General features: G+C 63.1%; 16 protein-coding genes. 8 read left to right on the forward strand and 8 right to left on the reverse strand.

The window, feature by feature from the left end; genetic code table 11:
• Positions 1–7 precede the first annotated feature (7 nt).
• Genes BM416_RS16115 through BM416_RS16125 form a run of 3 tightly spaced genes read right to left on the reverse strand, consistent with a single transcriptional unit; the run spans position 8 to position 3131 of the window.
• Positions 8–1111 carry an acetoin dehydrogenase dihydrolipoyllysine-residue acetyltransferase subunit gene (locus BM416_RS16115; protein ID WP_092488707.1) on the reverse strand — a complete coding sequence of 368 codons (1104 nt, stop codon included), beginning with the start codon at positions 1109–1111 and terminating at the stop codon, positions 8–10.
• Complete coding sequence (locus tag BM416_RS16120; protein WP_027606544.1) at positions 1108–2127, reverse strand: alpha-ketoacid dehydrogenase subunit beta; 1020 nt, start codon at positions 2125–2127, stop codon at positions 1108–1110. The genes BM416_RS16115 and BM416_RS16120 overlap by 4 nt, the downstream gene beginning before the upstream one ends.
• Before the next feature lie 26 nt (positions 2128–2153).
• A complete protein-coding gene (locus tag BM416_RS16125) occupies positions 2154–3131 on the reverse strand; it encodes a thiamine pyrophosphate-dependent dehydrogenase E1 component subunit alpha (protein WP_065927960.1) in 978 nt (325 codons plus the stop codon).
• 309 nt (positions 3132–3440) lie between these two features.
• Between BM416_RS16125 and BM416_RS16130 the strand changes: the two genes are divergently transcribed.
• Positions 3441–5300 (forward strand): sigma-54-dependent Fis family transcriptional regulator, encoded by a 1860-nt coding sequence (locus tag BM416_RS16130; protein ID WP_092488708.1) that lies wholly within the window; start codon positions 3441–3443, stop codon positions 5298–5300.
• 68 nt (positions 5301–5368) lie between these two features.
• On the opposite strand, the gene BM416_RS16135 is transcribed toward BM416_RS16130, so the two are convergent.
• Complete coding sequence (locus BM416_RS16135; RefSeq protein ID WP_027606547.1) at positions 5369–6148, reverse strand: acetoin reductase; 780 nt, start codon at positions 6146–6148, stop codon at positions 5369–5371.
• A gap of 171 nt (positions 6149–6319) precedes the next feature.
• Here BM416_RS16135 and BM416_RS16140 point away from each other — a divergent pair, with 171 nt between their 5' ends.
• Positions 6320–8482, forward strand: coding sequence for a TonB-dependent siderophore receptor (locus BM416_RS16140; protein WP_092488709.1), 2163 nt, complete (start codon positions 6320–6322; stop codon positions 8480–8482).
• A 3-nt stretch (positions 8483–8485) separates the two neighbouring features.
• Here the strand turns inward: BM416_RS16140 and BM416_RS16145 are convergent, their stop codons facing one another.
• Positions 8486–8923: a carboxymuconolactone decarboxylase family protein gene (locus tag BM416_RS16145; RefSeq protein ID WP_092488710.1), complete on the reverse strand. Its 438-nt coding sequence runs from the start codon at positions 8921–8923 to the stop codon at positions 8486–8488.
• A gap of 100 nt (positions 8924–9023) precedes the next feature.
• Positions 9024–9494: an Lrp/AsnC family transcriptional regulator gene (locus BM416_RS16150; protein WP_027606550.1), complete on the reverse strand. Its 471-nt coding sequence runs from the start codon at positions 9492–9494 to the stop codon at positions 9024–9026.
• 123 nt (positions 9495–9617) lie between these two features.
• On the opposite strand from BM416_RS16150, the gene BM416_RS16155 reads away from it, so the two are divergent.
• Positions 9618–10901, forward strand: a complete 1284-nt coding sequence (locus tag BM416_RS16155) for a methionine gamma-lyase (RefSeq protein WP_256577520.1) — start codon at positions 9618–9620, stop codon at positions 10899–10901.
• Here the strand turns inward: BM416_RS16155 and BM416_RS16160 are convergent.
• Positions 10837–12468, reverse strand: coding sequence for a pyoverdine maturation tyrosinase PvdP (locus tag BM416_RS16160; protein ID WP_092488711.1), 1632 nt, complete (start codon positions 12466–12468; stop codon positions 10837–10839). The genes BM416_RS16155 and BM416_RS16160 overlap by 65 nt on opposite strands.
• Before the next feature lie 142 nt (positions 12469–12610).
• Here BM416_RS16160 and pvdM point away from each other — a divergent pair, with 142 nt between their 5' ends.
• Genes pvdM through BM416_RS16175 form a run of 3 tightly spaced genes read left to right on the forward strand, consistent with a single transcriptional unit; the run spans position 12611 to position 16155 of the window.
• Positions 12611–13960: a pyoverdine-tailoring dipeptidase-like protein PvdM gene (pvdM, locus tag BM416_RS16165; protein WP_092488712.1), complete on the forward strand. Its 1350-nt coding sequence runs from the start codon at positions 12611–12613 to the stop codon at positions 13958–13960.
• A gap of 18 nt (positions 13961–13978) precedes the next feature.
• Complete coding sequence (locus tag BM416_RS16170; protein WP_065941149.1) at positions 13979–15250, forward strand: pyoverdine-tailoring periplasmic protein PvdN; 1272 nt, start codon at positions 13979–13981, stop codon at positions 15248–15250.
• A gap of 32 nt (positions 15251–15282) precedes the next feature.
• Complete coding sequence (locus tag BM416_RS16175; RefSeq protein WP_092488713.1) at positions 15283–16155, forward strand: dihydropyoverdine dehydrogenase; 873 nt, start codon at positions 15283–15285, stop codon at positions 16153–16155.
• A gap of 118 nt (positions 16156–16273) precedes the next feature.
• Here the strand turns inward: BM416_RS16175 and BM416_RS16180 are convergent, their stop codons facing one another.
• Entirely contained in the window at positions 16274–17104 is an 831-nt protein-coding gene (locus tag BM416_RS16180; protein ID WP_092488714.1) for a formyltransferase family protein, read from the reverse strand.
• A 200-nt stretch (positions 17105–17304) separates the two neighbouring features.
• Between BM416_RS16180 and BM416_RS16185 the strand changes: the two genes are divergently transcribed.
• Positions 17305–18957 carry a cyclic peptide export ABC transporter gene (locus BM416_RS16185; RefSeq protein ID WP_092488715.1) on the forward strand — a complete coding sequence of 551 codons (1653 nt, stop codon included), beginning with the start codon at positions 17305–17307 and terminating at the stop codon, positions 18955–18957.
• Between the two features lie 154 nt (positions 18958–19111).
• Entirely contained in the window at positions 19112–21499 is a 2388-nt protein-coding gene (locus BM416_RS16190) for a TonB-dependent siderophore receptor (protein ID WP_092488716.1), read from the forward strand.
• The last annotated feature ends 105 nt before the right edge of the window (positions 21500–21604 follow it).

Genomic DNA, 21604 nt, shown 5'->3' on the forward strand with positions numbered 1-21604 from the left:
CTGCATTTCAAGGTTGGGATTTCAGGAAGGTTGAGATTAGTTGGTTAACCCGCTCCGCCGCCTCCAACTGCACCATATGCCCCTGCCCCGGCAGAATCTCCACCTGGGCCTCCAACCCCTGGGCATGGTCGGCCGGGATGATTGCATCGTCACTGCCCCAGATCACCAGGCTCGGTTGCCGCCCCACCACGTTGCGCAAATCCAGGCGCTGGCGCCCACCCTCAAACAACTGGGCATTGAGCTGACGAAGCGCCTGATCCACCCCTTCCAACCGCTTGAACTTGAGCATGTCCTCCAGCATCTGCCGCGTCACCAGCGCCGGGTCGCTGAACAGTTGCACCAGTTGCGGCTTGAGCGCGTTGCGGTTATTGGCTTCGGTGAAACCTTGCAGGTAATCGCCGTTGATATCCGCCCCCAGCCCGGCGCTGGCGATCAGGGTCAGCGAGGCAACGCGCGCCGGAGCCTGACGGGCGACCGTCAGGCTGACCAACCCGCCCATGGAATGCCCGGCCAGGTGCACGCGGTCGAGCTTGAGGTGATCGAGCAAGGCCAGCACGGCCTGGCTCAGCTCCTCGGCGTCACCGGTTTGCAGAGGCTTGCCCGACTCGCCATGCCCCGGCAGGTCCAGGGCGATCACCCGGCGCTCGGCGGCCAGGGCCGGTTGGTTGAACAGCCAGTTGTTCAAGTCGCCGCCAAAGCCATGCACCAGCACCAGCGGCGTGCCGCCCTCGCCCAGGTCGAGATAGCGCAGCAAACGCCCGCCCACCTCGACCTTCTGCGCACTCGGCCCGGTGGCTTCGGCTTCGGCGCTGCTTGAGACGAACCCGGCGTTGAAGCTTTCGATCACCGCATCGATCTCCGCCTCGCTGGCCTCACCTTCCACCACGACCCCCAGCAGCGCGCCCACCGGCAAGGTCTCGTCGCTCAGCGCCAGTACGCGGCGCAACACACCGCTGAACGGCGCCTCGACGCTGCTGGAGATCTTGTCGGTCTCGACGTCCAGGACTTCTTCGCCCTTCTCCACCCGGTCGCCGGGCTGCTTGAGCCAGACGTCGATGCGGCCTTCGGTCATCGACAGCCCCCACTTGGGCATGGTCAAGGTATGGATCATGCGGCATTCCTCTTATCGGCGATCTTCAGCACCGCAGCCTCGATCTTCGCGGCGTTGGGGATGTACAGGTCTTCCAGCGCATCGGAAAACGGCACCGGCGTGTGCGGCGCGGTGACCATCTCGATCGGCGCACGCAGGAACGAGAAGCCCTGCTGGGCCACCAGCGCACTGATGTCGGTGGCGATGGAACAGCGCGGGTTGGACTCATCGATCACCACCAGGCGCCCGGTTTTCTCCACGCTCTCGAGGATGCTGTCTTCGTCCAGCGGGCTGGTGGTGCGCAGGTCCAGCACTTCGCAGTCGATGCCCTGGCGTGCCAGGTTGGCGGCGGCTTCCAGGGCGATATGCACCATGCGGCCGTAGGTCACCAGGGTCACGTCGCGGCCTTCGCGCACAAAGTTGGCTTCGCCGAAGGGCACGGTGTAGAGCTCTTCCGGCACCTCACCTTGGAGGCTGTAGAGCATCTTGTGTTCAAGGAAGATCACCGGGTCGTTGTCGCGGATCGCCTGGATCAGCATGCCCTTGGCGTCATAGGGCGTGGCCGGGCACACCACCTTGAGCCCGGGAATGTGCGTCCACATCGAGGTGAGCATCTGCGAATGCTGGGCGGCGGCGCGCAGGCCGGCACCGTACATGGCGCGCACTACCAGGGGCGTGGTGGTCTTGCCGCCGAACATGTAGCGAAACTTGGCGGCCTGGTTGAGCAACTGGTCGAGGCAGCAGCCGATAAAGTCGACGAACATCAATTCGCACACCGGGCGCATGCCACGGGTGGCGGCGCCGACGGCCATGCCGACGTAGCCGACCTCGGACAACGGCGCATCGAGTACCCGGTCCGGAAACTCCGGGTACAGGCCCTTGGTCACGCCCAGCACACCGCCCCAGGCGTCCTGCTCGCCGGGGGAACCGGTGCCGCCGGAGACATCCTGGCCGATAATGAACACGCTCTGGTCCCGGCGCATTTCCTGGGCCAGGGCTTCGTTGATTGCCTGCTGATAGCTGATTTTGCGAGCCATGAAATTCTCTCCGAGTCTTGTAGTTATTAGCGGTAGGCGACGTAGACATCACTGAGCAGGTCGGCGGCCTGGGGCTTGGGATCGGACTTGGCCAGGCGCACGGCGTCGTCGATCAACTGCGCGACCTCACCGTCGATACGTTCGAACTGCGCGGCATCGAGCCAGCCTTCGGCATTGCAGCGCTGGCGGAACAGTGCGAGGCAGTCGTGGGATTCGCGCAGGTTCTTCACCTCGTCCGGGCCACGATAGGTTTGTGCATCGCCTTCGAAGTGGCCGTAGAAGCGACTCAGCTTGACTTCCACCAAGGTCGGCCCGTCGCCTTTGCGTGCACGCTCCACCGCCACGCCCAGCGCCGCGTGTACGGCAAAGAAATCATTGCCATCGACAATCACCCCCGGCATGCCGAAGCCCACCGCCCGCTCGGCAATGTCCTTGCACGCCACCGACCAGCCGGAACCGGTGGCCTCGGCATAGCCGTTGTTCTCGGCCACGAACAGGCACGGCAGTTTCATGATCGACGCCAGGTTCATCGCCTCGAACACCGCGCCCTCGTTGGAGCCGCCGTCGCCGAAAAATGCGACCGCCACGCCCTGGCTGCCCTTGAGCTTGGAGGCCAGCGCAGCGCCCGCCGCCAACGGCGCACCGGCCCCGACAATGCCGTTGGCGCCGAGCATGCCCTTCTCCTGGTCGGCGATGTGCATGGAGCCGCCCTTGCCGCCGCACACACCGGTTTTCTTGCCGTAGATCTCGGCCATCATGCCGAACACATCCACGCCTTTGGCGATGCAATGGCCATGGCCACGGTGGTTGGAGGCGATGCAATCTTCATCGTTGAGGTGGGCCATGACTCCCGCTGCGCTGGCTTCCTGGCCGGCATACAGGTGCACGAAACCGGGGATCTCGCCGGTGGCGAATTCCACATGCAGGCGTTCTTCGAAATCACGGATGGTGCGCATCACGGTGTAGGCATGCAGCAATTGATCGGTGGACAGGTGGGTGGACATCTTGTTGTTCTCCAGGTTGTCTCGACACACAAAAGGCTGGCTGCGGCCAGCTGCAAGTGGTTCAGCACAGGCTGTGCCAAGGCCCACAAATACCTGGCAAAGCCTTGATCCAGAGCAGTGCCGTGCGGTTGTGCCGGGACGGTATGCCTGTGCAGAATGAGACGGTGCATTGCACTGTGCAGGCAGCGTCTCGGCCGAAATGAGACGCTGCGTCTCACGCGGGGCTGTTGGTCAGGTCGCCCTTGTCCCCTCGCGCCCACGGGCGCTTAATGGCGGGCATAACAACAAAGATCGAGAACCGGAGGCCTTATGCTCGCCGCGAACTCCAGGGAACACGTCGACTGCGTCAGTCGCGTGGTCCGCAACGCCGATCGCCTGCCCCAGGCGCCGGTGCCGTCGCTGATTTTCGATTCATGGCGGCGCTCCATGGAACAACACCACCTCGACCCCGGCTCGCTGCAGGGGCCACGCATCCTTACCGAACCCTTGCTCAAGGAATGCCGCGAACGCGCCGAGCTGTTCATGCGCATCGCCGGCGAGGAAGTCGGGCAACTGCACCACCGGGTGCGCCACGCCGACTACTGCGTGATGCTCACCGACGCCCAGGGCCAGACCATCGACCACCGCGTCGACACCACCATTCGCAGCGACTGCCGCAAAGCCGGCCTGTACCTCGGCACCTGCTGGTCGGAAGCCGAGGAAGGCACCTGCGGCGTGGCCACGGTGCTGACCAGCAAGGCCGCAGTGACCGTGCACAAGCGCGACCACTTCCGCGCCGCCTTCATCAGTTTGACCTGCTCCGCCGCGCCGATCTTCGACCCCCAGGGCAACCTGCTGGGGGTGATGGATGCCTCGGCGCTCAAATCCCCGGATGACCGCCGCAGCCAGCACCTGGTGCGGCAGATGGTGGCCCAGAGTGCCCAGGCCATCGAAAACGCCTTCTTCATGCACAGCGCCCGCGAGCACTGGGTGCTCCAGGCCCACAGCACACCGGGCTACGTGGACAGCCAGCCCGACCTGCTGCTGGCCTGGGACCAGGACGGGCGCCTGCACGCCCTGAACAGCAAGGCGCGCCAGGCACTGCGCCGGCGTTTCGGCCAGGTGCCGGCGCATATCGGCGAGGTGTTCGACCTGGACGCGTTGCGCTCGGCCACGGATCAATCGACCCAACACCTGCAATGGCTGGGCGAGCCTGGCATGCTGCACGTGCGGGTCAACGCGCCGCGCCGCAAACCGGCGAGGCCCGTTGTGCACACCCAGGTCGACCCACGGGTGGAAGAACACCTGCGCCTGGCCGTGCGCGTCAAGGACCGCAACCTGCCGGTGCTGGTGCAGGGTGAAACCGGCGCCGGCAAGGAAGTTTTCGCCCGCCAGCTGCACGAACGCAGCGCCCGGCGTGCGGGGCCCTTTGTGGCGGTGAACTGCGCGGCGATCCCCGAGAACCTGATTGAAAGCGAGCTGTTCGGCTACGTGGCCGGCGCCTTTACCGGTGCCTCCAGCAAAGGCATGCCGGGGCTGTTGGTGCAGGCCGATGGCGGCACCCTGTTCCTCGATGAAATCGGCGATATGCCACTGGCGTTGCAGACGCGCCTGTTGCGGGTGATGGCCGAGGGTGAAGTCGCGCCCCTGGGCGGGGCCAAGACCCGCACGGTGGACATTCAGGTGATCTGCGCCAGCCACCGCGACCTGGCCGTGCTGGTCAGCGACGGGCGCTTTCGCGAAGACCTGTACTTCCGCCTCGGCTGCGCACGCTTCTGCCTGCCGCCGCTGCGCGAGCGCAGCGACAAGCTGGCGTTGATCAACCGGCTGGTGGAGCAGCAAGCGCGCGGCAGCGGCGTCGCGGTGGGCATCGGCCAGGCCGCGCTGGAACGCCTGCTGGGCTATGCCTGGCCGGGCAATGTGCGCCAGCTGCACCATGTGCTGGCGTATGCCTGTGCAGTGTGTGAAGGCGGCACGATTCAGCTGGCGGACTTGCCGGTGGAAGTGCGTGGGGAGCAGGTCGAGGCGCTGGTCGAACACAGTGTCAGCCCGGAGCGGCAGGTGGTGCTGGATGCATTGATCCGGCATCGCTGGAAGCCGTTGCCGACAGCGCAGGCGCTGGGGATTTCCCGAGCCACCCTCTACCGCCGAGTCAACCAGTTGGGCATCGACATGCCCGGCAAGCACTGACACAACGGGGTCAACCATGTGGGAGGGGCTTGCCCCCTCCCACATTTAACACCGTCGGCCTTGGGAGATCAGCGATAAACCAGCCCACCGTCGATCAACGGCGCCTGCCCGGTCATGTAATCCGCGTCCGGCCCGGCCAGGTAGGCCACCAACCCCGCCACATCCTCCGGCGTTTCCGCACGGCCCAAGGCAATCCCATCCACATACTGCTTGTAGGTCGCCCCCACTTCGGCGCCGGTAATCTCGGCCATGCGCTTGTCGATCTCCACCCACATATCGGTGCCCACTACGCCCGGGCAATAGGCGTTGACCGTGATCCCGGCACTCGCCAGTTCCTTGGCCGCCGCCTGGGTCAAGGCGCGCACGGCGAACTTGGTGGCCGAGTACACGCCCAGCAGCGCAAAGCCTTCATGGCCGGCGATGGAGCAGGCATTGATGATCTTGCCCTTTTGCTTGAGCGCCTTGAATTTCCTGCCGGCAGCCTGGATGCCCCACAACACGCCCTGCACGTTGATGCCCAGGGTGCGCTCGACCTGTTCCGGGCTGACGTCCAGCAGCGCGTCGATCTGCGCAACCCCGGCGTTGTTGACGATAATGTCGAAGCCGCCGAGGGCCTGGTGTGCGTGTTCGACCGCCGCCACCACCTGGTCGCGCTTGGACACGTCGGCGATAAACACCGAGGCCTTGCGCCCCAGGGCCACGACTTCGGCAGCCACGGCTTCGAGCTTGGCGCCATTGATGTCGACCAGGGCGATGTCGGCACCGTCCTGTGCCAGGCGCAGGGCAATGGCCCGACCAATGCCCTGCCCGGCGCCGGTCACCAGCGCAACTTTTCCAGCGATACCCATGATGATCTCCTGCAAGGGTTAGAGAAGTCCTGTCTATCGCAGGTGGGCACGCAGGCTGTCGAGAGGCACGTCATTCAGCGGGCGGACTGAGACGGGACGTCTCACTTGTAAAACCGGGCGGTTATGCCTAGCTTATGCGCCCCCCTGCCCTGCGCTTTAAGGCCCTCCCCCATGGTTTTGCGTTTTCGTCCTGTCGTCAGTACACGTTTCGCCCTCGGCCTGCTGCTCAGCGGCGGGATCGGCAACAGTTGGGCGGCACAACTCGAGCTGCCGGCAGTGCAGGTCCAGGGCCAGGACGCGTCCGGCTATGGCGTGGACACCGCTTCGGTCGGTGGCTTCAATGAGGCGCCGCTGCTGGACACCCCGGCCTCGATCACGGTGATCAATGCCGCGCTGATCAAGGACCAGCAAGCGCGCCTGCTCAGTGAAGTGCTGCGCAACGACGCTTCGGTGGGCGATAGCTACGCCCCCATCGGTTACTACGAAAATTTCGTGGTGCGTGGCTTCTCGCTGAATGCGGCGAGCAGCTACAAGATCAACGGACGCACCATCACCGGCGAGCAGAACGTCGCCCTGGAAAACAAACAGCAGGTGGAAGTGCTCAAGGGCCTGGCCGGTTTGCAGAGCGGAATTTCCGAACCCAGCGGCGTGATCAACTACGTGACCAAGCGTCCGGAAGACGTGCGCTCGGTGACGGTGTCCACCGACGACCGCGGCAGTGGCTATATCGCCACCGACGTGGGTGGCTGGTTTGGCAGCGAGCAGCAATTCGGCCTGCGCGCCAACGTCGCCCATGAAGACCTCAATGCCTATGTGGAGCACGCCAACGGCCAGCGCGACTTTGTCTCCCTGGCCTTCGACTGGAACATCAGCCCCGACGCGGTGCTGCAACTGGACGCGGAATACCAGAACAAACAACAGCGCTCGGTACCGGGCTACCAGTTGCTGGGCGGCACCGAGGTGCCCCACGACGCCTCGCCGAAAAAACTGCTGGGCCACCAGAGCGGCTCCAGGCAGGTCGGCATCGATTCGCTGAACCTCAACGGCACGTTCGAGTACCGCTTCAGCGACCAGTGGAAAGGCAGCGTCAGCGCCGCGCGCAGCAAGGTGGTGATCGATGACTACAGTTCGTTTGCCTGGGGCTGTTATGGCTCGACCAGTTGCACCTCCAGCGTGCCGAACTACTTCAGCCCCGAAGGCAATTACGACGTCTACGACTACCGCAGCCCCGACGATACCCGCCGTGACGATGAAGTCCAGGCGGCGATGACCGGCCTGTTCGACACCGCAGGCATCGGCCATGAACTGACCTTCGGCACCAGCGCGTTTCGCCGGGTGATCGACAAGCGCAAGTCCGTCAACGAGTACATCGGCACGGCCAATATCGACGCTGACGCGCCGACGTTCACGCCCACCGACAAGCCGTTGAACGACAGCCATCGCACCCTCGACAGCCGCCAGTATGGCCTGTTCGTCACCGACCGCATCCGCCTCAACGAGCAATGGCAAACCATCCTCGGTGGCCGCGAAGTGCGCCTGGATGAAAAAGCCTTCGACGGCGTCACTGGCAACCAGGCCCGCCACACCCAGCAATACGTGTTCCTGCCCCAGGCATCGTTGATCTACAAACCGGTGGAAAACATCTCGCTGTACACCAGTTACAGCAAAGGCCTGTCCCTGGGCGGCACCGCCCCCTGGTTTGCCAGCAACGCCGATGAAACCCTGGCCCCGACCACCTCGCGGCAAATCGAGGCCGGGGTGAAATACGACTGGCGTCGCATCAGCTTCGCCGCCGCCGTGTTCCAGACGCGCCAGGCCTACCAGTACGCCCAGCCGGAGGGCGCCGGTACCTTTACCTATGTGCAACAGGGCGAGCAGAAGAACACCGGCGTGGAACTGTCGGCCAACGGCTGGGCCACCGAGCGCCTGCAGATTTCCACCAGCGTGGCGGCGATTCGTGCACGGGTAAGCGGCAGCGGCACACCGGAATACGAAGACCACCAGGCGATCAACGTGCCCAAGCTGCGCGCCAGTGTGTATGCCGATTATGCGTTGCCGTGGGTCAATGGCCTGGCGGTGCTCGGCGGCGTGCAATACAGCGCCAAGAAGTACGCCAATCGCAGCGGCAATGTTGAGGTGGGGGATTACGCGGTGGTCAACGTCGGCAGCCGCTACACCACCAAGGTCGACGGCTACGAGACGGTGTTCCGCCTGAGCGTCGACAACCTGTTCGACAAGCGCTACTGGCGCGACGCCGGCGAGTACATGGGCGATGACTATCTGTTCCAGGGCGCGCCGCTGACGGCGCGCCTGAGTGCTTCGGTGAACTTCTGAGGCTTATTCAGGCATCTTGCGGAAACCTACCGCGAGGCGATTCCAGCTGTTGATCGTGGCGATGGCCACGCTCAGGTCGACTTGCTCCCGGGCGCTGAACTCGGCGGCGAGCGCGGTGAAGTCTGCGTCCGGGGCATGGGTCTGGCTCAGCAGCGTCAGGCTCTCGGCCCAGGCCAATGCCGCGCGCTCACGCGGAGTGAAGAACGGCGTTTCGCGCCAGGCCGACAAGGTGTACAGGCGACGTTCGGTCTCGCCACCCTTGCGGGCATCGGCGGTGTGCATGTCCAGGCAAAAGGCACAGCCGTTGATCTGTGAGACCCGCAGGCGGATCAGCTCCAGCAATGGCAGTTCGATGGACAGTTTGCCGACGGCGGCTTCCAGGGCGAGCATGGCTTTCATGGCGTCTGGGGAAGCAGTGTAGAAATCGGTACGGGCTTGCATGCGGAACTCCGGAACGGTGGGAAGTGGTGGCTAGGTTAGCCACCGGGCCGTAGGGGAGAAATAGCCAATTGCGGGGAAGAACAGGTGACCAATGATGCGATCAACCTGGTAATGGAATCACCCGCAACGGTCGCACCGATTTATAGGAAAAACTCGAATAGATCTCCTTGACGCACGGCAGCGTCTGCAACACCTCCCGCGCAAACTCGCCGAACGACTCCAGGTCCCTGGCCACCACCTCGAGCAAAAAGTCATAGCGTCCCGACACGTTATGACAGGCCACGATTTCCGGAATATCCAACAGGCGTTGCTCGAACGCCCGGGCGATTTCCTGGGTGTGGCTCTCCATCATGATGCTGACAAACGCCGTCACCCCATACCCCAACGCCTTGGGTGAAAGGATCGCCTGGTAGCCGCTGATCACCCCGCTCTCCTCCAGGTTCCTGACCCGTCGCCAGCACGGTGACGTGGTCAGGGACACGCGGTCGGCCAGCTCGGCCACGGTTAAACGGGCATTGCCTTGCAGGGCGTTTAATAACGCTTTGTCGGTGCGATCCAGCGTGATGGGCATGACGTGCCTCTGTTTATTGTTTTTAGCGAGTTTTCATCCCAGGACAAGGGATTTGTCGGCAAAGTTTGGAAAATCCAGCCGTGGTTATAAGCATAGCATTGTAGGAAATAAGGAGCGCCCGACATGAACACTAAACACAATGCATTCGGCTTTTCCACCCGTGCCATCCACCACGGCTACGACCCCAAGGACCACCACGGCGCACTCGTGCCGCCGATCTACCTGTCGGCCACGTTTGCCTTTCCCACCGCCGAATACGGTGCCGCCTGTTTCGCCGGCAAGGCCGGCGGCCATTTCTATACGCGCATTTCCAACCCGACCCTGGCGCTGCTGGAGTCCCGCATGGCCAGCCTGGAAAACGGCGAGGCGGCGGTGGCGTTCAGTTCCGGCATGGGCGCGATTGCCGCGACGTTCTGGACCCTGCTGCGCCCAGGCGATGAGGTGATCGTCAGCCAGACGCTCTACGGCTGCACCTTCGCCCTGCTGCATCACGGTATCGGCGAATTCGGCATCAAGGTGCGCCACGTGGACCTCACCGACCTGGCGGCCCTGCAAGCGGCACTCAGCCCCGCCACCCGCATGATCTACTGCGAAACCCCGGCCAATCCCACCTTGCAACTGGTGGACATCGCCGCCGTGGCCGCCCTCGCCCATCAACAGCCGAACGTGACCGTGGTGGTGGATAACACCTACTGCACGCCGTACCTGCAACGCCCCCTGGAACTGGGCGCCGATGTGGTGGTGCACTCGGCCACCAAATACCTCAGCGGCCATGGCGACATCACCGCCGGCATTGCCGTGAGCAACCAGGCCCTGGCTCAGCGCATTCGCCTGCAAGGCCTCAAGGACTTGACCGGCGCGGTGATGTCGCCCCAGGACGCGTCCCTGTTAATGCGCGGCCTCAAGACGCTGGCCCTGCGCATGGACCGCCATTGCAGCAACGCCCAGGCCGTGGCCGAAGCCTTGCAGGCGCATCCGGCCGTGGAGTGGGTGACGTATCCGGGGCTGCGCGGCTTCGCGCAACACGCATTGGCGGCGCGGCAGATGAGCCAGGCCGGCGGCATGATCGCCTTCGAACTCAAGGGCGGGATCGACAGCGGACGACGCTTCATGAACGCCCTCACATTGTTCACCCGCGCGGTGAGCCTGGGCGACGCCGAGTCACTGGCCCAGCACCCGGCGAGCATGACCCATAGCACCTACACCCCTGAAGAACGCGCGCATCACGGTATCAGCGAAGGCCTGGTGCGTTTATCGGTGGGGCTTGAGGACGTCGCCGACCTGTTGGCGGACGTGCAGCAGGCGCTGGCCAAGTGCACCCGCGCCGTGCCACGCCAAACGCTCAAGCCTCTCGCGCCTTCACCTTCAGATGCCGCGCATACCAAGGCCGCTGCGGCACGCGCTTGAACAGGCCCTGCAACAGGTGCTCGTCCTCGCCAAAGGTAATACGCAAGGCGAGCTTCATGGTCTCTGGGTCCATCTCCATCGACTTGCCCATCTGCAACCCCGGGGTGGTGCTGCAGCCATGGGTGTCCGGGCCCAGCCACGGGTCGTCGACTTCGACCCAGCGCCCCGGGGCGAACCAGGCCACGCCGTTGACGTCCAGGCGCCTGACTTCGCCGGGGTTGAAGCGTTCGTGGGCGCGGTACCAGTCTTCGATACGGTCGTCGATCCAGCCGTGGAAGTGCCAGAACACCGGGTTTACATGGGATGAAAACGGGTCGCCGAGGAAGTCGTTTTCCGCCGCGTACCAGCGCGGGGCAAAGTCTGCCGGGTCGCGGGCCAGGGGGACCGGCGCGCCGTTGGACGGGTCGCGGGGCACCGAGGCCCAGCGCATGTGCAGCCAGTCGTGCAGGCCCAGCTCCATTTCGGAACCGAGTTGGCCCAAGGTCAGTCTGGCCAGGTAGCGCGGGTCGCGGTACTGCGATTCCCAGACCTGGAAGTTGCTGTGGTAGGTCTCGGCGGCCTTGATGTCGCTGACCCACTGGGTGTATTCGCTGTCGTCCGGGGCTGACCAGGTGGGCGGCAACGCGAAGCCGTCGTGGTTGTCGAAGTAACGCAGGAAGCCTAGGCGATCGCGCTCCAGCGCCGGTTGCGGTTCGGGGAATGCGGGCCACGAGGGCAGATCCTGCATGGAACGCGCGGTGCCGAGCATATGCCGGTGCATGAAGAAGAAATCGATGCCCGAGCCGTTGCGGTCTTTGTGTTTGCCACGGGCGTCACGCTCCTTGCCGCGCGGGCCGGGTTGCCAGCCGATGCCGCGCAGGGCGTTGCGTTTTTCTTCGGAGAGTTTGTGCCACTGGTCACGGGTGGCGTGCCACAGCTGGTGAAACAGGCGGTGCTCCGGGGCAATCAGCCAGGCCAGCAGGTTCGGGTTGAGGCCGATGCGTTGGCGGGCTTCGGGAAACAGCTGTTTGTGGGCGATAAAGCGGTTGTCACGTTCGGTCAAGGCCAGGGGCCGATCCAGGTCGAGGATGTGCCCGCTGAGGGTGCTGCTGCCGGCGTTGGCGAAGTCGGCCCAGACTTCATCGAGGGTCATCTTGAACTCATAGGCGGGCCGGCCGTCGAGGGCATCGCGGTCGATCAGACGCCAGTAGAGCAAGGCGCCCTCGCCCGTCAGCAGGTCACCCAGCACGCGGTAGCGCGGTTCGCCGTCGGCGCGCAGGTTGGCGGCGGTGTCCAGGTAGCCGCGCAGGCCACGGCCACGGGGGGCGATGTCGAGCAGCAGTTCCAGGCCGTGCAGCGGCAGGCCCCGGAGGCCGGCGTCGCGGCCTTCCAGGCGCAGGCTCCACACCCCGCGCAAGGTGTTGGCCAGGTGCTGCCCGGCGGTGTCGGCCAGGTCCACGGTGGCTTCGCCGGGAGTGATGGGGAATTCTTCTTCGCGCGTCAACTCGCGATGGGCATAGAAGGCGGCAGGCACAGCCGCGCCGGTCAGCGCCAGGCCTGCGATGAACCCACGTCGAGAGATGGTCATTGTCTACCTTAGGAAACGGCTTTATCAGAGCTAGAACGTTTGCAGGCCGGGGAAATTTACCGCCCTGCCCGCGCCGCCTAAATTTCCCCGCGCACCACTCGTTCTTCCCTGATAGCGAAGGCCTCAACTGACTGAGATGGCAATGACAAAACCACGTTCGAAAAAGGCGCTGTACATCGGCGTGCCGCTGGCACTGGCCATCGGTGCCGGCGCAGGCTTCCTGGCCTGGGATCACTGGTTCAAGGGCAATGCCGGCTACCCGCTCGCCGTGATCAAGCAGGCCAATGAACTGCAGGACCGCCTGCTGTCGTTCGACAGCCACATCACGGTGCCCATGGACTTCGGCACCGCTGGCAACGAGGCGGACAAGGACGGCAGCGGCCAGTTCGACCTGGCCAAGGCGGCACGCGGTCGCTTGTCCGGCGCAGCCCTGACGATCTTCGGCTGGCCGGAAATCTGGAATGGCCCCAACGCCCCGCACAGACCTACTGACGGCTTTGTCGAGGAAGCCCGCCACGAGCAGGAGGTGCGCTACAAGATCATCTCCGGCATGGTGCGTGACTTTCCCAATCAAGTCGGCATCGCCTATACCCCGGATGACTTTCGACGCCTGCATGGCGAAGGCAAGTTCGCGATCTTTATCAGCATGCTCAACGCCTACCCGCTGGGCAATGACCTGAACCAGCTGGACCTGTGGGCCGCCCGTGGCATGCGCATGTTCGGCTTCAGCTATATCGGCAATAACGCCTGGTCCGACTCATCGCGCCCACTGCCGTTTTTCAATGATTCCGTCGATGCCCTCGAAGGCCTGTCGGACATCGGCAAGCAAGCGGTGCAGCGCCTCAATGACCTGGGGGTGATCATTGACGTGTCACAGATGTCGACCAAGGCATTGGAGCAAGTCGCGCAACTGAGTCGCACGCCGATGGTGGCGTCCCACTCGGCACCGCGCGCGTCGGTGGACATCCCGCGCAACCTCAGCGACAAGGAACTGCAACTGATCAAGAACAGTGGCGGCGTGGTGCAGGTGGTGGGCTTCCCGGCCTATATACGCCCCCTGAGCCAGCCGACCCAGGACAAACTCAACACTCTGCGCGCGCGTTTCGACCTGCCGCCGCTGCCCAACCTGGCCATGGCCCTGATGCCGGGGGACGCGATCATCGCGGCCTGGCCGGAGCAGAAGTTCGGCCAGTACGCCCAAGGGCTGTACGGGATTCTTGAGGAAGAACCGAAGGCCACGCTCAAGGACTGGGGCGACGCCGTCGACTACACCGTGCGCAAGATCGGGATCGATCACGTCGGCATCGCTTCGGACTTCAACGACGGCGGCGGCCTCGACGGCTGGAACAACGTCGGCGAAATCCGCAACGTCACCGCCGAACTGATCCAGCGCGGCTACTCCGAAGCCGACATCGCCAAGCTGTGGGGAGGCAACTTCCTGCGGGTCTGGGACCAGGTACAAAAAGCCGCCAAACCCTTGGCCAACCGCTAATCACCTAGAAGCAAGTCCATGACTGACCGCCGTACGTTTCTCAAGCAGGCCGGGGTATTCGCCGCCAGCCTGCCATTGGGCGCTGCACTCATCCCGCAGGCACTGGCTGCCACCACCACGGATGACCCATGGACGGGGTTCAAGCAGCTGTTCAACCAGGACCCGGATTACCTGCACTTCTCCAACTTCCTGGTGGCCTCGCACCCCAGGCCGGTACGCGAGGCCATCGAGCGTTACCGCGCCCAGATCGACCGCAACCCGGGGCTCGCCATGGACTGGGACCTGGAGCAAACCTGGAAGCGCGAAGGCCAGGTACGCGAATGGGCCGGCCGCTACCTCAAGGCCACCCCGGCGCAGATCGCCCTGACCGGCAGCACGTCCGAAGGCCTGGCGATGATCTATGGCGGCATCAAGGTGCGCCCGGACCAGGAAGTCCTCACCACCGTGCATGAGCATTACGCGACCCAGAACGTGCTGGATTTTCGCGTGCTCAAGGAAGGCACCCAGGTTCGCCGGATCAAGCTGTTCGAGCGGGCCAGCCAGGTCTCTGCCGACGAGGTGCTGGGCAATATCCAGCGCAATATCCGCCCCAACACCCGCGTACTGGGTATGACCTGGGTACAGTCCGGCAGCGGCGTGAAACTGCCCATCGGCGAGATCGGCAAGCTGGTGGCGGCGCACAACCGCAACCGCGACGACAAGGACCGCCTCCTCTATGTGGTGGATGGCGTGCATGGTTTCGGCGTGGAAAACCTCGACTTCCCTGACATGCACTGCGACTTCTTTATCGCCGGCACCCATAAATGGATGTTCGGTCCGCGCGGTACCGGGCTGGTGTGCGCGCGCAACCCTGAAAACACCTACGTCACGCCCATGGTACCGACCTTCTCCGAAGACAAGGACTTCGCCACCATCATGACCCCCGGCGGCTATCACGCCTTCGAGCATCGCTGGGCCGCGGATGAGGCCTTCAAGCTGCACCTGCAACTGGGCAAGGCGCCGGTCCAGGCGCGCATCCATGGGCTGAACGCCGAACTCAAGGAGCAATTGCTGGCACACCCGCAGATCGAACTGGTCACGCCGCGCAGCCCCGAACTGTCTGCCGGCTTTACCTTCTTCCGGGTCAAGGGCCAGGACAGTGATCGGGTGGCGGCCTACATGCAGAAGAACCGCGTGGTGATCGACGCGGTGGACCGCGACGTCGGCCCGGTGATCCGCACGGCGCCCGGCCTGCTCAACAACTCCGACGAAATCCAGCGCTTCATGACCCTGCTCAGCCAGCGGTTGTGACGCGCCTTTTTCCCTTTGCACGAGAGGCCCCTATGATGCCACTGCGACTCAAACCCCTGACGACCCTGGCGCTGACCGCCCTGTGCGGCGCGCTGCTGCCGGGCCTGGCCCAGGCTGCCACGCCGCAACCGGGCAAAGTGTTCAAGGACTGCAAGGACTGTCCGGAAATGGTGGTACTGCCCGCCGGCACCTTTACCATGGGGACGCCGGAAGACGAAGTCGGCCGTGAACCGGACGAAGGCCCGATGCATGAAGTGACCTTCGCCAAGCCATTCGCCATGAGCCGCTTCCACATCACCGCCGGCGAATGGGACAGCTATATCCGCCAGACCGGGGTGAAGATCGCCGACGGCGACACCCGCCCCGGCCGCGAATGCATCGCCAGCAAGCCGCGCTACCCCCAGGGCCCGCGCCAGCCGGCGGTGTGCATGGACATGGACGACATCAAGCACTATGTGGCCTGGCTATCGAAAAAGACCGGCCAGCAATACCACATGGTCAGCGAAGCCCAGCGCGAATACGCCGCACGCGCCGGTTCCACCGGGCCATTCCCGTTCCCGTTCGACGAGGGCAAGGGCTACAGCATCGCTGAGCATGCCAACACCTACGGGCCGGCGGACGGGTACAGCTATTCTTCGCCGGTAGGCAGCTACCCGCCGAATGCGTTTGGCATGTACGACATGCATGGCAATGTCTATGAGCGGGTGGCCGACTGCGAGCACCCCAACTATGTCGGTGCGCCGACGGATGGCAGCGCCTGGATGGAGCCGAATTGCGAGGGCTACATGATTCGCGGCAATGACTGGGGCGAGGCGCCGGTGTTTTCGCGCTCAGGCAACCGCAACAATATCTATCCGCAAACGCGGGGGGATTGGATTGGCTTCAGGGTCGTGCGCGATCTCTGAAGCTGACGGGACTTAATGTGGGAGCTTGCTCCCGATGGGGTGCGGCAGTCGACATCGCCATTGACTGATACTCCGCCATCGGGAGCAAGCTCCCTCCCACAGTCAAATCGTGCGCGGCTTAGACGCCCTTCTGCGCCAACAACTCCAGGCCTTCATGCAACGCCGGGAACAGGCTGTTATTGAAGTTGTTCCAGCGCAGTTCGAGGATGGTGTCGTCCGGCGAGATTTCGGTCTTGAGCACGTCGTGGAACACTTCGCCGGAGTCGATGCCGTTGTCCACGTAGTGGAACGAGGCGCCGGTGAGGTACAGCGGTTCACACGGCTGCGTCTCCCTGGTCGCCCAATCCACCACGGCTTGTCCACGGGCACCGTACAAGGCATTCCAGGTGGCGTAGGCACCCCGGCGCTCATAGGGCGATTCGATACGGGTGATACCGGGGTGGATGTTCATGATGCGACGGGCAAACGGCGCACCGGGGCGCACCAGCTCGTCCAGGATCACCAGCAGGCCATCGAGCACCACGATATCGGCCTTCAGCTCCACCAAGGTGTCATGCAGGCGGCGTTCGAAATCCTGCTTGCCGGCGATATGTTCGGCGCTTCCCCGCGGCAGGCGCCGATAGGTCGACGGCACGCTCAGCAGCAAATCGTTGACCAGGCGCCCCTGCACCCGCAGGTCGGCCGGGTACAACCACTGGCGGCCGGGCTTATAGGCAAAGCCGTAGTCGGCCACCAACTGCTGGTCCCGCGGGTTCTGCTCATCGTCGTCATACACCACGCCCACCAGGTTGTAGGCCTCGCCCAGTGACGTGTCGTTGAGCGACCCCACCAGAAACTCCAGCACCGACTTCATGTAGCGCTCGTGGTCCTTGTAGGCCACCGGCTGGCCGGCCTTGTCGGCAGCGGCATTGCGCAGGGACCACACGTACACCAGGTTCTTTTTCGTCATTGTTTCGCTCTCGCTGGAAAAATCAGGCACGCGCCGATACGCGTGCGCCTACACCACAAGAACGAACCAGCCCACGCGCAATTTATCCGCCACCGCCACCGCCGGGCACGCCGAGCTAAATAGTCGCGCCAATCCTTCGTTTGTCATGGGTAAGGGTCTGTGTGCCCAGCCCCCTCTTTTTCACTTTCCGGGAAGTACTTATGACCGATCCCAAGCGCGGCGCCTTCACAGGTTTGCTTGCATTGCTCAGGCCGTTTCGCACCATCGTGACGGTCTCCATCGCCCTGGGCATGGCCGGCGGCCTGGCCATCACGCTGTTGCTGGCGACCATCAACAACGCGCTGCACTCTTCCACCGGTATGACCCAGGGCGTGATCCTGAGCTTTGCGGCGCTGTGTGTGCTGGCGCTGACCAGTTCGATCGTCTCCGATATCGGCACCAACTATGTGGGCCAGCGGATCATTGCCGCCCTGCGCAAGGATCTCGGCGAAAAGGTGCTGTCGGCGCCCATCGAGCAGATCGAACGCTACCGAACCCACAAACTGATTCCAGTATTGACGCACGACGTCGATACCATCAGTGATTTTTCCTTCTCCTTCACCCCACTGGCCATCGCAACCACAGTGACCCTGGGCTGCCTGGGCTACCTGGCGTACCTTTCGGTGCCGATGTTCCTGATGATGGTGGTGGCGATCGTCATCGGTACCGCCGTGCAGTACGCGGCACGCTCGGCGGGCATCAAGGGGTTCGAAGCCGCTCGCGACCAGGAAGACGAGCTGCAGCGCTACTACACCGCCATTGCCTCGGGTGCCAAGGAGCTGCGCATTCATCGGCCACGCCGCTATCGCATGAATACCCATCGCATCCAGGCGACTGCTGATCGTATCGGCGATATCCAGATCCGCTCGGTCAACATCTTCATTGTCGCCAAGACGTTCGGCTCCATGCTGTTCTTCGTGGTGATCGGCCTGGCGCTGGCGTTCCAGGCCTACAACCCCAACCCGGACCCAGCGGTGATCACCGGTTTTGTGCTGGTGCTGTTGTATATGAAAGGCCCACTGGAACACGTGGTGACCGCGCTGCCGATCGTCAGCCGCGCACAGATCGCGTTCTCGCGCATCGCCGAGCTGTCCGAGCGGTTCTCATCCCCCGAACCGCACCTGCTGCTGGAAGACAGTGAAGCGCCAAAACCCCAAGTGCACAGCCTTGAGCTGCGTGGCGTGACCTACAGCCCTCCGCCGGTGGAAGGCAGCGAGCCGTTCCATCTGGGCCCGATCAACCTGAGCATCAAGCAAGGCGATATCGTGTTTATCGTCGGTGAAAACGGCTGCGGCAAAACCACCCTGATCAAGCTGTTGCTGGGGCTTTATCAGCCGCAATCAGGTGAAATCCACCTCAATGGCGAAGCTGTGATTGCCCCTACCCGCGACGACTACCGCCAACTGTTCACCACCGTATTCGCCGACTATTACCTATTCGACGATCTCGTCCAAGGCGGCGGGCAGAAGTCTCTGGACAGTGCGGCCCAGTATCTGGACCGCCTGGAGATCGCCCACAAGGTCACTATCAAGGACGGCGCATTCAGCACCACCGACCTGTCCACTGGCCAACGCAAGCGCCTCGCGTTGGTCAATGCCTGGCTGGAGGAACGCCCGGTACTGGTGTTCGACGAATGGGCCGCCGACCAGGATCCGGCCTTCCGCCGCATCTTCTACACGGAGCTGCTGCCGGACCTCAAGCGCCTGGGCAAAACCATCATCGTGATCAGCCACGACGACCGCTATTTCGACATCGCCGACCAGTTGGTGCGCTTGCGCGCTGGCAAGGTGGTGCACGAAATGGAGCCGGCATGAATTTTCTTTTCCGGTTTTTCCAGGTGGGAACGTCTCACTAGTGGTAATGAGAACCAACCTCATAAATACCTATAAACTGCCCAACTAAAATATAGAAGAGAAAGCACCCATGTCAGTACGACTCGGTCTCAGCCCCCTGAGCAAAGCGCTCTCCATGCGCAGGGCCTTGAACATCCACCTCAAGCCTTGCGCCTTGGCCCTAGCGGTGTCGTTACCGCTATCGAGTTACGTGCAGGCACAAGAGATCGAGATCGACATTCCTGCACAGCCGTTGGGGACAGCGCTCCAGGAATTTGGCCGTCAGACCAACTTGCAGGTGCTATACAGCCCGACGGATGTACAGGGCAAAAACAGCACGACGGTGAAGGGCAAGCTAGAGCCAGCCCACGCCATCGCCGCCCTGCTCAAGGACACCGGCATCAGCTACGGCCTGCAAGGCAGCGCGGTGACCATCACGGCGGGCGCGACCTCCGGGCTGGAGCTGGGGGCCACCCAGGTGACCGCCAACCAGTTGGGTACGGTCACCGAAGGCACGGGCTCCTACACACCAGGCACTATCGCTACCGCCACGCGACTGGTGCTGACCCCGCGTGAAACACCGCAGTCGATCAGCGTGATCACGCGCCAGCATATGGATGATTTCGCACTCAATTCAATTGATGATGTGATGCGGCATACACCGGGCATCACCTTGTCGACCCTGGACAGCGAACGCACTAACTATTTCTCCCGTGGGTTCTCGATCGAGAACTTCCAGTACGACGGCATCCCTACCCTGCGCAACTCGGCCTATTCGTCCGGGCAAACCCTGAGCGACATGGCGATCTACGACCGCGTGGAAGTCCTCAAGGGCGCAAGCGGCCTGCTGACGGGTGCCGGGGCACCGGGCGCAACCATCAACCTGATCCGCAAAAAGCCTACCCGTGATTTCAAGGGCAGTGTGGAGCTGGGTGCCGGCAGCTGGGACAACTATCGCTCCCAAGTCGACGTAAGCGGCCCTCTCACCGAGAGCGGCAACATCCGCGCCCGTGCCGTAGCCGCGTACCAGGACAAGCATTCGTTCGTGGACCGCTACGAGCGCAAGACCAACGTGTACTTCGGCACCGTGGAAGCGGACCTGGACGAGGACACCCTGCTCACCATCGGCTTCGACTACCAGAACAGCGATCCTCAAGGTTCTGGCTGGTCGGGCAGCCGCCCGCTGTTTGACCGCAGCGGCAACCGCATCGATGTAAAGCGCTCATACAACAACGGCGCGAAGTGGAGCAGCTGGGAACAGTTCACTCAGAGTTTCTTCACAACCCTGGAGCACAATTTCGACAACGGCTGGGTGGTCAAAGGCCAGTACACACACCAGTTCTCCGGTTATGACGCGCCGATGGGTGCGATCCAACTGGGCCCATTCACGGCAACCGGTCTGTCGACGCTCTACGCGAACAAATTCACCGGCGATACCCGATCCGACTCCGGCGATATCTACGCCAGCGGCCCGTTCAGTCTGGGCGGCCGCGAGCATCAGTTGGTGGTGGGCGCCTCTGCGTCCAATTCCCAGTGGAAAGGTAAGGATTACGGCGCGCCGATTCACGCCAATGGGCGCATTGTCGACTTCTGGAACTTCGACGGTAACTTCCCGGAGCCGAATTGGGGCACACCGACTCGAATCATTGATGAAACCACCCGGCAAACCGCTGGCTATATGACCGCCCGCTTCAACCTCACGGATGACCTGAACGTCTTCATGGGCACCCGCGTGGCCAACTACTGGCTGACTGGCGACAACAAGTCCACCGAAACCGGCAAGCTCGTACCCTATGCCGGCGTAACCTATGACCTGAACGACAACTTCACCGCGTACGCCAGCTACAGCGAGATCTTCATGCCGCAGGTGTATAACCGCGACAGAGAGAACAAACTGCTCGAACCGGATGAAGGCAAGAATTACGAACTGGGTTTGAAAGGTGAGTTTTTCAACGGTGGCCTGAACACCAGTCTGGCCTACTTCGAAGTGCATGAAACCAACAGGGCTGACCCGGATTCTGACTACAACGCCAACCCGACCAACCCGTCGATCTTGTATGCCTATAAAGGCATCGCCGCCAAAACCAAAGGCTTCGAGGCCGAAATGTCCGGTGAGCTAGCCCCAGGCTGGCAGGCCCAGGCTGGTTACACCCATAAAGTCATCCGGGATGAGCATGGTGTAAAAGTATCTACTTGGGAGCCTCAGGATCAGGTCAGCTTCTTCACCTCGTACAAGCTCAGCGGGCCGCTGGACCGTTTGACCATCGGCGGTGGCGCTCGCTGGCAGGGCAAGTCCTGGCAGGAAGTGACCAACAGTGGCAAGGGACGGCAGGAGGACTTCACCCAGGAAGCGTATTGGGTCGTGGACGCAATGGCCAAGTACCAGATCACCGACAACGTCTCCGCGACACTGAACGTGAACAACATCTTCGACAAGTACTACTACACCAACATTGGCTTCTATAACACGGCCTATTATGGTGACCCACGCAACGTCATGCTGAGCACACGCTGGGACTTCTAACCCCCGGCAGTTGCGTGCAAGCAGCACTTAGACCCCCGCCATCAGGCGGGGGTTTTCTTTGTTGCGCGCCAGGCATGGCGCGTAGCGCCGTGACTGGAACACCAC

The organism is Pseudomonas sp. NFACC42-2 (assembly GCF_900116055.1).
Lineage (GTDB): Bacteria > Pseudomonadota > Gammaproteobacteria > Pseudomonadales > Pseudomonadaceae > Aquipseudomonas > Aquipseudomonas marginalis.

Coding starts and splice junctions, on each gene's coding strand:
- BM416_RS16155 (WP_256577520.1), top strand. CDS start 9,618: ATGAACACTAAACACAATGCATTCGGCTTTTCCACCCGTGCCATCCAC.
- BM416_RS16150 (WP_027606550.1), bottom strand. CDS start 9,494: ATGCCCATCACGCTGGATCGCACCGACAAAGCGTTATTAAACGCCCTG.
- BM416_RS16160 (WP_092488711.1), bottom strand. CDS start 12,468: ATGACCATCTCTCGACGTGGGTTCATCGCAGGCCTGGCGCTGACCGGC.
- BM416_RS16180 (WP_092488714.1), bottom strand. CDS start 17,104: ATGACGAAAAAGAACCTGGTGTACGTGTGGTCCCTGCGCAATGCCGCT.
- BM416_RS16120 (WP_027606544.1), bottom strand. CDS start 2,127: ATGGCTCGCAAAATCAGCTATCAGCAGGCAATCAACGAAGCCCTGGCC.
- BM416_RS16190 (WP_092488716.1), top strand. CDS start 19,112: ATGCGCAGGGCCTTGAACATCCACCTCAAGCCTTGCGCCTTGGCCCTA.
- BM416_RS16175 (WP_092488713.1), top strand. CDS start 15,283: ATGATGCCACTGCGACTCAAACCCCTGACGACCCTGGCGCTGACCGCC.
- BM416_RS16145 (WP_092488710.1), bottom strand. CDS start 8,923: ATGCAAGCCCGTACCGATTTCTACACTGCTTCCCCAGACGCCATGAAA.
- BM416_RS16130 (WP_092488708.1), top strand. CDS start 3,441: ATGCTCGCCGCGAACTCCAGGGAACACGTCGACTGCGTCAGTCGCGTG.
- BM416_RS16140 (WP_092488709.1), top strand. CDS start 6,320: ATGGTTTTGCGTTTTCGTCCTGTCGTCAGTACACGTTTCGCCCTCGGC.
- BM416_RS16135 (WP_027606547.1), bottom strand. CDS start 6,148: ATGGGTATCGCTGGAAAAGTTGCGCTGGTGACCGGCGCCGGGCAGGGC.
- BM416_RS16115 (WP_092488707.1), bottom strand. CDS start 1,111: ATGATCCATACCTTGACCATGCCCAAGTGGGGGCTGTCGATGACCGAA.
- BM416_RS16185 (WP_092488715.1), top strand. CDS start 17,305: ATGACCGATCCCAAGCGCGGCGCCTTCACAGGTTTGCTTGCATTGCTC.
- BM416_RS16125 (WP_065927960.1), bottom strand. CDS start 3,131: ATGTCCACCCACCTGTCCACCGATCAATTGCTGCATGCCTACACCGTG.
- BM416_RS16170 (WP_065941149.1), top strand. CDS start 13,979: ATGACTGACCGCCGTACGTTTCTCAAGCAGGCCGGGGTATTCGCCGCC.
- pvdM (WP_092488712.1), top strand. CDS start 12,611: ATGACAAAACCACGTTCGAAAAAGGCGCTGTACATCGGCGTGCCGCTG.